Origin of the sequence: Neoroseomonas terrae (assembly GCF_018129025.1) — a bacterium.
Taxonomy (GTDB): Bacteria; Pseudomonadota; Alphaproteobacteria; order Acetobacterales; family Acetobacteraceae; genus Neoroseomonas; species Neoroseomonas terrae.
Genome location: NZ_JAAEDI010000009.1, coordinates 180,016 through 192,335, shown reverse-complemented (window position 1 = coordinate 192,335; position 12,320 = coordinate 180,016). Strand labels below are relative to the sequence as shown.

Sequence of the window (12,320 nt, the reverse complement as noted above, 5' to 3'; positions counted from 1 at the left end):
ATCCGCTGCCGACGCCGCCGCAGCAGGTGCAGCCCACCCCGCCGACGCCAAGCCCGCCGCAGCCGCAGCAGGCGCAGCAGACGCCGCGCCCGGACGCGCTGCCGCTGCCGCCCACGCCGGTGCCGCCGCCCCCCGAGCCCAGCCAGCAGGTCGGAACGGGGCAGACGCCGCCGGTTGCACGACCGCAGGAGCGCAGCACCTCGGTGCAGAACACGCTGGAACGGCTGCGCACCGCCCAGCAACAGGAACGCCCGCCGACCGCGCGGCCCAACCCGTCCGGGCGGCCGCAGCAGGGCGGCGGCAGCCCGACCGGCACCGCTGCGTTGAGCCAGGGCGAGATCCGTGGCCTCGCGGAACAGATCTCGGAATGCTGGAACGTCGATTCCGGGATGCTGGGGCTCGAGACCATCGTCGTCGAACTGCGCGTGCAACTCGATGCCCAGGGCGTCGTTCGCAACGTGGTGCCGAATGGGTCGGCCCCGGCCGATCCGCGCGCGCGCTCGGTCTATGAATCCGCCCGGCGTGCCCTCATGTCGCCACAGTGCAACCCGCTGCGTGTCCCGGCGAACAAGTACCAGACCGTGATGTCGTCCATCTTCCGCTTCAATCCCAGGGGGCTCGTGCGATGAACCCAATCTCCTCCTTCGCCGCCACGCGGCGCCGGGTGCTGATCGGCGCCGGCGCCGGGCTGGTCGCGCCCGGCATCTTCGCGACACCGACGACCGCTGTCGCGCAGGCGCCGCAGGGTGCGGTCATCGACATCACCCGCGCCCGCACCGACCCTGTGCCCGTCGCCATTCCGGATCTCGCGGGCGCCGGTGATGCGGCGCGCTACGGCCGCGACATCTCCCGCGTCATCCAGGCGAACCTGCGCAATTCCGGCCTGTTCCGCCCCGTCGACCGGCAGGCCTTCATCCAGACGCCGGAAGCCGCCGCGCAGACGCCGCGCTTCCAGGATTGGCGCGTGATCGGCGCCCAGGCGCTCGTCACCGGTCGCGTGGTGGACCAGGGCGGGCAGCTTCGCGTCGAGTTCCGCCTGTGGGACGTGCTGCCCGAGACGCAGCTCCAGGGCACCGCCTTCACCGCGCCGGCTGCCAATTGGCGCCGCATCGCGCATCTGATCAGCGATGTGATCTACGAACGCCTGCTCGGTGAGAAGGGCTATTTCGACACCCGCGTCGTCTATGTGTCGGAGACCGGGCCGCGCGACCGGCGCACGCGGCGCCTCGCCATCATGGACCAGGACGGTGAGAATCACCGTTTCCTGACCGATGGCCGCTCTGCCGCGCTGACGCCGCGCTTCCACCCGTCGGCCGAACGCATCGCCTTCATGTCCTACCAGGACCGCGGCCAGCCGCGCGTCGTGCTGTTCGACATCGGGTCGGGCCGGCAGCAGGTGCTCGGCAACTTCCCGGGCATGACCCTTTCGCCGCGCTTCTCGCCGGATGGTCGCTCGGTGGTGATGTCCGCCACGCGCGGCGGGGACGCCAACATCTACATCGTCGACATCGGCGGCGGGCGGGAGCGCCAGCTCACCTCCGGTGGCGGGCTCGACGTGTCGCCGTGCTTCTCCCCGGATGGGAACCAGATCGTCTTCAACTCGGACCGCGGTGGCGACCAGCAGCTTTATGTGATGGACGCCGGCGGCGGGAATGTCCGCCGCATCTCCTTCGGCAATGGCCGCTACGCGACGCCGGTGTGGTCGCCGCGAGGCGACCTGATCGCCTTCACCCGTATGGGCCGCGGTGGCTTCGCCATCGGCGTGATGCGGCCGGACGGGTCGGGTGAGCGCATCCTGTCCGAGGGTTGGGCGATGGAGGGCCCGACCTTCGCGCCGAACGGCCGCGTGCTGATGTTCTTCCGCGAAAGCCGTGCCACGGATTCGCGGGGTGGTGGCTACTCCTCGCGCATCGTCTCGATCGACATCGCGGGCTTCAACGAGCGCCCGGTCGCCACGCCGACCGATGCCTCCGACCCCGCCTGGTCGCCGCTACTGTCCTGACGAGGTGCGAACCGCAAGGATTCCCTGCTCTCCCGCCGCATCGCGCTTGACCGCGCTGGTGGCGGGTGCTTACCCCAACGTGACGAACCCTCCGCATAGGGAGATACCCTCGATGTCCACCCGCCTTCTCGGCGCCGTTGCCGCCCTGGGCCTGCTCGCCGCCTGTTCCAACACCGACCAGAACGCGGCGCAGACGGGCGGTGGCAACACCATTCGCCCGGGCAGCCAGGAAGATCTCGTCGCCAATGTCGGCGACCGCGTCTTCTTCGACTTCGACAGCTCCCAGGTGCGCGCCGACCAGCGCCCGGTGCTTCAGCGCCAGGCGGAGTGGATGGGTCGTTACCCCGATGTGCGCGTGCAGGTCGAAGGCAATTCGGATGAGCGCGGCACGCGCGAGTATAACCTCGCCCTCGGCCAGCGCCGTGCCAATTCGGCGCGCGACGTGCTGGTCGCGTCCGGCGTGAATGGCGCGCGCATCACGACGATCTCCTACGGCAAGGACCGCCCCGCGGCCCTGGGCTCGGACGAGACTGCCTGGGCGCAGAACCGCCGCGCCGTCACGGTCGTCCAGTAAGGGAAGGGGCCCGGCCGCGCCGGGCCCGCCACTGGACCATGGCCCCACGTTCTCCTTTCCTGCCGGCTGCGCTGCTGGCGCTGCCGCTGCTGGCGCCGCTGCCGGCGGCGGCCCAGATGGACAGCCGCGAAGGCATCGCGCTGCAGAACCAGATCCTGGAACTGCGGCGGGACCTCGACGCGATGCGCCGCGGCGGTGGCGGCGGCTATACCGCAGCCCCGATACCGGCGCCGTCGCGCGGCGGGGGTGGGGGCGTGCCGCCGGAACTGGCACAGCAGCTCCTCGCCCGCATCGGTGAGCTGGAGGAGCAGGTGCGCCGGATGCGTGGCCAGCTCGACGTCGCCGAGAACGCCAACCGGCGCTTGGCGGAAGATGTCGAGAAGCTGCGCGGCGACATGGACTTCCGGCTCCAGCAATTGGAAGGGGGTGGCCGTCCGGCCGCCAACCGCCCTCCTCAGGGGCCGGCGCCCGCGGCGCCGGCCCCCGCCCCCCAGCAAGCCCAACCCGGCCCCCGGCCCGCTGAACGAGCCATCGCCGACGGGCAGGCCGCCCTGGGCCGGCAGGACTATGCCGCCGCCGAGGCAGCGGCACGGGAGGTTCTGCAAGGCCGGCCCGGTCCGCGCGGGCAGGACGCCAACCTGCTGTTGGGCGAGGCTCTGCTCGGCCGGCGGCAGTTCCAGAACGCGGCGCTCGCCTTCAACGACGCCTACAACGCCAACCGGCGGTCGTCGCGGGCTCCGGAGGCATTGCTCGGCCTGGCCAACGCCTTCCAGGGCTTCGGGGCGCGCCGGGAGGCATGCGATACGCTGGAGCAGCTGCGGTCGGAATACACGCAGATGTCGGCGGCCTTGTCGCGCCGGGTGGCCGACACCCGACGGCGCGCGCAGTGCTCCTGAGCTGAGGTCCCGGAGAGGCCCTGCCCTGCAGGGCACGGCCCGGAAGGATCGGAGCCATCCTCCGATTCCGCCTATCCTGGCCAACCATGCTGACCCCGCCGCTATCCGAGGATGATTTCGCGGCGCTGATGGCGCCGCTCGGGCCGTTCGGCCCGGCGCCGCGCCTGTCGGTCGGGGTTTCTGGCGGACCGCACAGCCTGGCACTGACGTTGCTGGCGCAGGCATGGGCGCGGCGGCGTGGCGGCGATGTGCTGGCCCTGGTGGCGGATCACGGGCTGCGGGCCGGCAGCGCGGCGGAGGCGGCGCATGTCGCCCGCCTGCTCGCCGTTCAGGGCGTGACCGTGCAGGTGCTGCGCCTCGGGCTGTCGGCCGGGCCGTCGATGCAGGAGCGCGCGCGCGGCGCACGGCTGTCGGCGCTGTCGGTCGCGGCCGCGGAGGCCGGGCGGCCCTGGCTGCTGCTCGGCCACCATCGCGGGGACCAGGCCGAGACGGTCCTGTTCCGCGCGCTGCGCGGCAGCCTCGCGATGGGGCTGGCCGCCATGGCGCTGGTTCGGGACGGCGGGGCGGCGCTGATCCTCCGCCCGTTGCTCGGCGTGCCGCCAGCCGCGTTGGAGGCCGTGCTGGCCGCTGCCGGCATCGCGCCGGTGCGCGACCCGAGCAATGATGATCCCCGCTTTGCCCGGGTCCGGCTGCGCCGTGCACTGGCGGATCCGGACGGCACAGGGGCCGGGGTCGCGGCACTTGCCGAGGCCGCGGCGGCCTTCGCCCTTCGACGCGGACGAGCGGGCGCGGCACTGGCGGAGCGACTGGCGCTGGCCGCGGAGATTCGGCCGGAGGGCTTTGCCTGGCTTGATCCGGCGGCACTTGGCCGAGACGCGCTGGCCGTCTCGGCGCTCGGCCGCCTGGTGGCGCTGGTCGGGGGTACGCGCTACCTGCCGGCGCCGGCGCGTGTGGTGGCCCTGCTGGAGGCCCGGGGCGGGACGCTGGCGGGCGCGTGGCTGCGTCCGGCCTCCCGAGGCCGCTGGCTGTTGGCGCGCGATCCGGGGGCGGTGGCGGGTCCGGTGCCCGCAATCGCCGGCACGATCTGGGATGGCCGTTTTCGGGTGCTGGGATCTGAAGCGATGGGCTGCACGGTCGGGCCGGCGGGGGAGGCGGCGACACGGCTGCGCGAGAGGTTGAACCTGCCGGCCGCCGTCATGCGGGCCTTGCCGGTGATCCGCAGGCCGGATGGCGCGCTGGTCGAAGTGCCAAGCTGTTCCTTGGTCTTTTCGCCCGTTCTCAACCTTGGCGCCATCGGGGAGCGGTCCGACGAGTCGCCTGGCTGAAGCGGGGCATCGCGTGGCGCGGCGGCTTGCCGCGCGGCTCGACAAACGGCGTGCTGGCCGCCGCCCGCTGCATGGACTATCCTTCATTGCACGCCTGCGCGCTCTCCACGGTGGTCGACGACCCCCGCCCTGGCGGGGCGCGCGAGCGGTGACATTTCGGGTCGGCCATTCAAGCCGGGTCAACCCGACCCTATGTTCAATGGGCAAGGCCGGCCGGGGATGACCCCGCCGGGTCGGAGACGGACAACCGCAGTGAATAATTTCGGCCGGAATCTCGCGCTCTGGGTGATTGTCGCCCTGTTGCTGGTGGCGCTTTTCAGACTCTTCGAGCCGGCCGGAAGCGGTCGCGCGGGGGCGACGCAGGCCTCGTACTCGGAGTTCCTGGAGAATGTGAACAGCGGCCATGTGCGGGACGTGACGATCCAGGGCCGCACGGTGTCCGGCACGCTGACGGACGGGCGTTCCTTCCAGACCTACACGCCTGACGACCCCGCGCTGGTCAGCCGGCTGGTCGACAAGAACGTGCGCGTCGTCGCGCGGCCCGAGGAGTCGGACGTCAACCTGCTGCACTACCTGATGTCCTGGTTCCCGATGCTGCTGCTGATCGGCGTCTGGATCTTCTTCATGCGCCAGATGCAGGGCGGCGGCGGGCGCGCCATGGGCTTCGGCAAGTCCAAGGCCAAGCTGCTGACCGAGAAGCAGGGCCGCGTTACCTTCGACGACGTGGCGGGCATCGAGGAAGCGAAGGGCGAGCTCGAGGAGATCGTGGACTTCCTGCGCGACCCGCAGAAGTTCCAGCGCCTGGGCGGCAAGATCCCGAAGGGCGTGCTCCTGGTCGGCCCGCCGGGCACCGGCAAGACGCTGCTCGCGCGCTCCGTCGCGGGTGAAGCGAACGTGCCGTTCTTCACCATCTCCGGTTCCGACTTCGTCGAGATGTTCGTGGGCGTCGGCGCATCCCGCGTGCGCGACATGTTCGAACAGGGCAAGAAGAACGCGCCCTGCATCATCTTCATCGACGAAATCGACGCGGTCGGCCGCCATCGCGGCGCTGGCCTCGGCGGCGGCAACGATGAGCGCGAGCAGACGCTGAACCAGATGCTCGTCGAGATGGACGGCTTCGAATCCAACGAGGGCGTCATCATCATCGCCGCGACCAACCGGCCGGACGTGCTGGACCCCGCGCTGCTGCGTCCGGGCCGCTTCGACCGGCAGGTCGTGGTGCCGAACCCGGACGTCCAGGGGCGCGAGAAGATCCTGCGCGTGCATATGCGCAAGGTGCCGCTGGCCTCTGACGTCGATCCCAAGGTGATCGCGCGCGGGACGCCAGGGTTCTCGGGTGCCGACCTCGCCAACCTCGTCAACGAAGCCGCGCTGCTTGCCGCGCGCACCGGCCGCCGCACCGTCGGCATGCATGAGTTCGAGGCCGCCAAGGACAAGGTGCTGATGGGCAGTGAGCGCCGCTCGCTGGTCATGTCGGATGCCGAGAAGCGCATGACCGCCTATCATGAGGCGGGCCACGCGCTGGTCGCGATGCATGAGCCGGAATGCGATCCGGTGCACAAGGCGACCATCATCCCGCGCGGCCGTGCGCTCGGCCTGGTGATGTCGCTGCCGGAAGGCGACCGCTATTCCAAGCACAAGTCCAAGCTGAAGTCCGAACTCGCCATGGCGATGGGCGGGCGCGTCGCCGAGGAACTGATCTTCGGCCCGGACAAGGTGTCGAACGGCGCCTCCGGCGACATCAAGATGGCGACCAACCAGGCGCGCATGATGGTCACCGAATGGGGCATGTCCGATGTGATCGGCATGATCGCCTATGGCGACAACAGCCAGGAGGTCTTCCTGGGCCATTCCGTGACCCAGCAGAAGAACCTGTCGGAAGCCACCGCACAGAAGATCGACGGCGAGATCCGCTCGATCATCGACGGTGCCTACCAGCGTGCGAAGACGATCCTGTCCGAGCACATGGACGAGCTGCACCTGCTGGCGAAGGGCCTGCTGGAGCACGAGACGCTGTCGGGCGACGAGATCAAGCAGGTCATCCGTGGCGAGCCGGTGGTGCGCAACCGGCCGGATGAGCCGGTGAATGCCGGGCGCGGGTCAGTGCCCTCCGCCGGGCGCGCGACAACGCCGCGGCCGCCGGGGCTGAACCCCGGGCCGGCGCCGGCGACCTGATGAGGGCTGGTTGAAAAACGACAGGGCGGTCAAGCGACCGCCCGGGTGATGTTGAGAGGGCGACTCTGCAGGAGTTCGCCCATTCAGGCTGTGATGGCGGCCTTCTCGGTCGGCACCGGCAAGCGACCACGGGCGGAACCAAGCGGATGCCGTGCCGGACCGGTCCGTCACGGGGGTGGTCGGCCGGGTTCGAGGATCACCGCGATCGCTGCCGCGCCGGGCAGTTCCCGGCGCGGCGTACGCTTGTCCTAGCCGTAGATGGCATTGACCATGGCGAGCCAGGGGTCGGGGCGGCGGGCGTGGACGTCGATGTCGCCGCCCGCCATCCCGGTCAGCCCGCGAAGGGGTCCCGCATCATGATGGTGTCGTCGCGCTCAGGGCTGGTGGACAGCAGCACGATCGGCGCCTCCACCAGTTCCTCGATGCGGCGGACATACTTCACCGCCTCGGCCGGGAGCTCGGCATAGGAGCGCGCGCCCATGGTCGAGCCCTTCCAGCCTTCCATCGTCTCATAGACCGGTTCGGCCGCCGCCTGGGCCCGCAGCGCGGCCGGCATGCGCTTCACCAGCTCGCCATTGATGCGGTAGCCGGTGCAGATCTTCAGCTCCGGCAGCCCGTCCAGCACGTCCAGCTTGGTCAGCACCAGCCCGTTGATGCCGCCGACCTTCACCGCCTGGCGCACCAGGCAGGCATCGAACCAGCCGCAGCGCCGCGGCCGGCCAGTGACGGTGCCGAACTCCCGCCCCCGCTCGCCGAGCAGCTTGCCGGTCGCGTCGTACAATTCGCTCGGGAACGGCCCGGAGCCGACGCGCGTCGAATAAGCCTTGGCGATGCCCAGCACGAAGCCGATCGCATCAGGCCCGACCCCCGCCCCGCCCGCCGCATTGCCGGCAACGGTGTTGGATGAGGTGACATAGGGGTAGGTGCCGTGGTCGACATCCAGCATCACCGCCTGCGCACCCTCGAACAGCACGCGCTTGCCCGAGGACCGCGCCTCGTCCAGCCGCTCCCACACCGGCTCCGAATAGGGCAGCAGCTTCGGGGCCAGCGCCAGCAGCCCGTCGAGCAGCTCCTGCTTGCTGAACTCCGGCGCGCCGAGGCCGCGAAGCAGGGAATTGTGGTGCAGCAGAAGCTCGTCGAGCTTCGCCGACAGCGTCTCGGGTTCCGCGAGGTCGCACAGCCGGATGGAGCGCCGGCCGACCTTGTCCTCGTAGGCCGGCCCGATGCCGCGGCCGGTCGTGCCGATCTTGTCCTCGCCGCGCGCGGCCTCGCGTGCACGGTCCAGGGCCGGGTGCAGCGGCAGGATCAGGGGGACGTTCTCGGCAATGCGCAGGTTGTCCGGCGAGACCTTCAGACCCTGCGCGGTGACCTTCTCGATTTCGGACAGCAAGGCAGTCGGGTCCAGCACCACACCGTTGCCGATGACGCCGAGCTTGCCGCGCACCACGCCCGAAGGGAGCAGCGACAGCTTGTACGTCTGGTTGCCCACCACCAGCGTGTGGCCGGCATTGTGGCCACCCTGGAAGCGCACGACGATCTCGGCACGGCTGGCGAGCCAGTCCACCACCTTGCCCTTGCCCTCGTCGCCCCACTGGGCGCCGATTACGGCGACATTGGCCATGGGTCTCAGTCCTTCGGCAGGATCGGGACGGCCTCGCCGCCCTTCAGTTCATGGGTGCAGCGCAGGCGCTGCGGCGTGTCCTCGGTCGCCAGCGCCGCGACGGTGGCGAAGCCCCGGGCGCGGAAGGGGGCGCCATCCGCACCGATCGGCAGGAACAGGCGCGGCCGCGGCGCGCTGCCCGGCGCGGCGCGCATGACCGCGTCAGGGTACAGCGTCATGCCGGTCGCAGGCTCGTCATTCTGCGACAGGTAGCGGCCGCCGCGGGCGAGCTCGCCGCTCATCCCGGGCCCGTAAATCGTGAAGGCAACCCCGGTGTGATAGCGGAAACCGCGGAACTCCACGGGATCGAGCGTGATGCGCAGCCCCGGCGCGCGCGCCTGGATGGCCAGCAGCACCGAAGCCGCGTTCTGCGCGATGGCGCGCGCGGCCGGTGGCAGGTCGGCCGCATCCAGGGCGGCCAGCGCGCCATCGGCCGGGCCGGTCGAGGCCATCAGCTCCGGCAGCACGGCGAGCGGCCCCGGCTGCCTCTGCACCAGGGCGGCCACGGCGGCGCTGTCCTTGCGGTCCAGCGCATGGGCAAGGCCCGAGCGCAGGGCGGGGCCCGCCCCGGCCGCCTCCATCAGCGCGGGCACCATGGTCGGCAGCGTCACGTCCAGGCTGACGGCGGTGACGCCGACGACGGCCAGCGCCTCGATGGCAACGACCGCGACCTCGGCATCCGCCGCCGGCGCGGCGCCGCCGATCAGCTCGACGCCGGCCTGCGGCAGCTGGCGCGAGGGTGCGAGCTGGGTCCCGCGCACCCGCAGCACCTGGCCGGCATAGCAAAGGCGAAGTGGCCGCGCCTGGCCGGACAGCCGGGTCGCCGCGATGCGGGCGACCTGCGGCGTGGTGTCGGCGCGCAGCCCCATCATGCGCTGGCTGACCGGGTCCATCAGGCGGAAGGTCTGTTCGGCGACGGCCGCGCCGGAGCCCGCCAGGAGGCTGTCCTCGAACTCCAGCAGGGGGGGCTTCAGCCGCTCATACCCATGGCCGGCGAACACGACCATCATGGCTTCGACGAGGTCGGCCTCCCGCTCCGCATCGGGCGGCAGAAGGTCGGCGAGGCCCGCGGGCAGCAGGGCGGGGTTGGGCAGATCGTCGGTCATGGCCGGCGGAGGGTGTGGCAGGGCGCCGTTGCGCCGGCAACCCCCGCGGCGCGCAAAGCGGCCCCGTGCCACGATCCCGCCCCATCGTGGCCGCCTCGCCACCATCCGGCGGGGGCAAAAGACCCGCTTCGCCTTCATCGATCGTCAACTTTGCCGGGCCAGGATCGTTTGACGCCCAGGTGAACAGGTGAAGCGTCGCCAGGAGCGCATCATGTCGCAAACCACCGCCCACGCAGTCGAACGGGTTCCCCGGCAGACCGCCGGCCACCCTGACGGCACCGAGAGCCCCGCTCGCGCCTTCGCCAACGGTTTGCTGCTCGCCCTTCCCCTGTGGGGCCTGATCGGCCTCGTCGTCTGGGCGATCGCCGCCTGATCTGGCGACGGCCCGACGGCGCAGGCATGGTACGCGCCTGCAATGGAGGGCCGCATGAACCGCAGGGCGATCCTGGGTCTCGTTGGATGCTTCGTGGCGCTGGCGGGCTGTGCCTCGCAGCCGCCCGACTTCAGTTTCGGGGGTGCGGGCTTCCAGCCGGCCAATACCCGCCTGAACCTGGCCTACGCAGAGCGCAACTTCGGCGACATGAGCCTCTATCGCGGCAAGCCAGCCGAAGCCGCCGCCGCGCTGGCGCAGTTCGAGGCCGCGGTCGCGGGGATGCGCGATCCTGCCACCTCCATCGCCCTACCTGTCCGCTATGGCCCCCAGGTGGCGGCGGCGATCCGTGAGGAACGCGAGGCCCTCGGCATTCCGCTGACCGTGCTGCCGAACCAGGTCTCCGCGGCGCTTGCCGCAGCGGTCGGGCCGCTCCGCAGTGGGGACCAGGCCGCGATCCGCACGGCACTGTCCAATCCGGTCTTCACCCTCGGCCCCGACCAGACACTGGCACGGCTGTCGAACCTGCCGCGGATGTGGACGCTGGAATCCATCGCCCCGATCCTGACCCGCGCGGCGGGTACGGAATCGGGCGTCGTCCTGCGCTGACGACGCCCGCTCGCGATCAGAAGGCCAGCGCCGTCGCCTGCACCACCAGCGGCAATTCGCGCACGCCGGCCAGCACGCCGTCCGGCATCGGCCCGTCCAGGCCGACAAGGCAGATCGCGTCCCCGCCGGGCGCCGAGCGGCCCAGGTGGAAGGTCGCGATGTTCACCCCTGCATCGGCCAGCGCCGTGCCGAAGCGACCGATGAAGCCCGGCTTGTCCTGGTTGGTCACGTAGAGCATGTGCGCGGCGAAATCGGCCTCCACCGCGATGCCCTTGATGGCGACGAGGCGCGGCTTGTTCTCCGCCACCAGCGTGCCGGCGATGGCTCGCTCGAAGCGGTCGGTCACGACCGTCAGGCGCACCAGGGTCTGGTACTCGCCGCTGCGCTCGACGGTGGTCTCGGCGACTTCGATGCCGCGCTGCTTCGCCAGCACCGGGGCATTCACCATGTTGACCGAACCGAGCAGCGGCGTCAGCACCCCGGCGAGTGCGGCGGCCGTCAGCGGGCGGAGGTTCAGTTCGGCGACGCTGCCCTCGTATTCGACGCGGATCGCCTTGATCGCCCCGTCCTGCGCGGCGGTGAGCTGCCCCGCCATGCCCCCGAGCAGCCGCGCAAGTTCCATGTACGGCTTGAGGCGCGGCGCCTCCTCGGCGGTCACCGAGGGCATGTTGATGGCGTTGGACACCGCACCGGTCAGCAGGAAGTCGGCCATCTGGTCGGCGACCTGAAGGGCGACATTCTCCTGCGCTTCCGCCGTCGCGGCGCCCAGATGCGGGGTGCAGACGACGTTCTCGAGGCCGAACAGCGGGCTTTCCGTCGCGGGCTCCGTCTCGAACACATCGAGCGCGGCGCCGGCGAGGTGCCCCGATTTCAGCGCGTCGAACAGCGCCGCCTCATCCACCAGCCCACCGCGGGCGCAGTTGATCAGCCGCGCACCCTTCTTCATGCGCGCGATGGCGTCGCGTGAAATGACGTTCTTCGTCTGCTCGGTCAGCGGCGTGTGCAGGGTGAGGAAATCGGCGCGGGCGATCAGGTCGTTCAGCTCGACCTTCTCCACGCCGATCTCGACCGCGCGCTTCTCGGACAGGAAGGGATCGAAGGCGATGACCTTCATCTTCAAGCCGAGGGCGCGGTCCGCGACGATCGACCCGATGTTGCCGCAGCCGATCAGGCCAAGCGTCTTGCCGAACAGCTCGACGCCCATGAAGCGGTTCTTCTCCCACTTGCCGGCCTTGGTGGAAGCGGAGGCCTCGGGGATCTGGCGGGCCAGCGCGAACATCATCGCGATGGCGTGCTCGGCGGTGGTGATGGCGTTGCCGAAGGGCGTGTTCATCACCACGACGCCGCGCGCGGTGGCGGATGTCACATCGACATTGTCCACGCCGATGCCCGCGCGGCCGACGACCTTCAGCTTCGGCGCGGCGTCGAGGAGCTCGCGCGTGACCTTCGTCGCCGAGCGGATGGCGAGGCCATCATAGCCAGCGATGATCTCGCGCAGTTCCGCGGGCTTCAGGCCCGGCTTGAAGTCCACATCGAGGCCGCGGTCCTTGAAGATCTGGACGGCGGCGGGGGAGAGCTTGTCGGAGATCAGGACCTTCGGCAT

10 protein-coding genes and 1 pseudogene are annotated in these 12,320 nt (G+C 70.8%); 8 read left to right on the top strand and 3 right to left on the bottom strand.

Translation table 11 applies throughout. The features are described from left to right. The 6 genes and pseudogenes from GXW78_RS10340 to ftsH form a co-directional block, all read left to right on the top strand. Nucleotides 1-629, top strand: a pseudogene (locus GXW78_RS10340) (hypothetical protein); the annotation flags it as partial. After that, nucleotides 626-2,002, top strand: coding sequence for a Tol-Pal system beta propeller repeat protein TolB (tolB, locus tag GXW78_RS10335; RefSeq protein WP_211868489.1), 1,377 nt, complete (start codon nucleotides 626-628; stop codon nucleotides 2,000-2,002). The pseudogene GXW78_RS10340 and the gene tolB, both read left to right, overlap by 4 nt. Nucleotides 2,003-2,114: 112 nt before the next feature. Further along, the gene (pal, locus tag GXW78_RS10330; RefSeq protein WP_211868487.1) at nucleotides 2,115-2,576 is read left to right on the top strand and encodes a peptidoglycan-associated lipoprotein Pal; all 462 of its coding nucleotides are present in this window, start codon (nucleotides 2,115-2,117) and stop codon (nucleotides 2,574-2,576) included. Nucleotides 2,577-2,614: 38 nt separating this feature from the next. Further along, entirely contained in the window at nucleotides 2,615-3,472 is an 858-nt protein-coding gene (locus tag GXW78_RS10325; RefSeq protein WP_211868485.1) for a tol-pal system YbgF family protein, read from the top strand. Between the two features lie 86 nt (nucleotides 3,473-3,558). Beyond that, nucleotides 3,559-4,797, top strand: a complete 1,239-nt coding sequence (gene tilS / locus GXW78_RS10320; RefSeq protein WP_211868482.1) for a tRNA lysidine(34) synthetase TilS — start codon at nucleotides 3,559-3,561, stop codon at nucleotides 4,795-4,797. A 252-nt stretch (nucleotides 4,798-5,049) separates the two neighbouring features. Further along, nucleotides 5,050-6,972: an ATP-dependent zinc metalloprotease FtsH gene (gene ftsH / locus GXW78_RS10315; protein WP_338147723.1), complete on the top strand. Its 1,923-nt coding sequence runs from the start codon at nucleotides 5,050-5,052 to the stop codon at nucleotides 6,970-6,972. A gap of 331 nt (nucleotides 6,973-7,303) precedes the next feature. Here ftsH and GXW78_RS10310 read toward each other — a convergent pair whose 3' ends face one another. Continuing rightward, nucleotides 7,304-8,593 (bottom strand): adenylosuccinate synthase, encoded by a 1,290-nt coding sequence (locus tag GXW78_RS10310; RefSeq protein ID WP_211868478.1) that lies wholly within the window; start codon nucleotides 8,591-8,593, stop codon nucleotides 7,304-7,306. A gap of 5 nt (nucleotides 8,594-8,598) precedes the next feature. Then, nucleotides 8,599-9,738: an ATP phosphoribosyltransferase regulatory subunit gene (locus tag GXW78_RS10305; RefSeq protein WP_211868476.1), complete on the bottom strand. Its 1,140-nt coding sequence runs from the start codon at nucleotides 9,736-9,738 to the stop codon at nucleotides 8,599-8,601. 211 nt (nucleotides 9,739-9,949) lie between these two features. On the opposite strand from GXW78_RS10305, the gene GXW78_RS10300 reads away from it, so the two are divergent. Then, nucleotides 9,950-10,111: a hypothetical protein gene (locus GXW78_RS10300; RefSeq protein WP_211868474.1), complete on the top strand. Its 162-nt coding sequence runs from the start codon at nucleotides 9,950-9,952 to the stop codon at nucleotides 10,109-10,111. 54 nt (nucleotides 10,112-10,165) lie between these two features. Further along, complete coding sequence (locus GXW78_RS10295) at nucleotides 10,166-10,717, top strand: hypothetical protein (RefSeq protein WP_211868472.1); 552 nt, start codon at nucleotides 10,166-10,168, stop codon at nucleotides 10,715-10,717. Between the two features lie 16 nt (nucleotides 10,718-10,733). Here the strand turns inward: GXW78_RS10295 and serA are convergent, their stop codons facing one another. Next, nucleotides 10,734-12,320, bottom strand: coding sequence for a phosphoglycerate dehydrogenase (serA, locus tag GXW78_RS10290; RefSeq protein ID WP_211868470.1), 1,587 nt, complete (start codon nucleotides 12,318-12,320; stop codon nucleotides 10,734-10,736).

Bases quoted from the DNA above. Each gene is read 5' to 3' on its own strand.
- GXW78_RS10325 (WP_211868485.1), top strand. From the start codon at position 2,615: ATGGCCCCACGTTCTCCTTTCCTGCCGGCTGCGCTGCTGGCGCTGCCG.
- GXW78_RS10300 (WP_211868474.1), top strand. From the start codon at position 9,950: ATGTCGCAAACCACCGCCCACGCAGTCGAACGGGTTCCCCGGCAGACC.
- pal (WP_211868487.1), top strand. From the start codon at position 2,115: ATGTCCACCCGCCTTCTCGGCGCCGTTGCCGCCCTGGGCCTGCTCGCC.
- tolB (WP_211868489.1), top strand. From the start codon at position 626: ATGAACCCAATCTCCTCCTTCGCCGCCACGCGGCGCCGGGTGCTGATC.
- GXW78_RS10295 (WP_211868472.1), top strand. From the start codon at position 10,166: ATGAACCGCAGGGCGATCCTGGGTCTCGTTGGATGCTTCGTGGCGCTG.
- GXW78_RS10310 (WP_211868478.1), bottom strand. From the start codon at position 8,593: ATGGCCAATGTCGCCGTAATCGGCGCCCAGTGGGGCGACGAGGGCAAG.
- GXW78_RS10305 (WP_211868476.1), bottom strand. From the start codon at position 9,738: ATGACCGACGATCTGCCCAACCCCGCCCTGCTGCCCGCGGGCCTCGCC.
- serA (WP_211868470.1), bottom strand. From the start codon at position 12,320: ATGCCGAAGGTCCTGATCTCCGACAAGCTCTCCCCCGCCGCCGTCCAG.
- tilS (WP_211868482.1), top strand. From the start codon at position 3,559: ATGCTGACCCCGCCGCTATCCGAGGATGATTTCGCGGCGCTGATGGCG.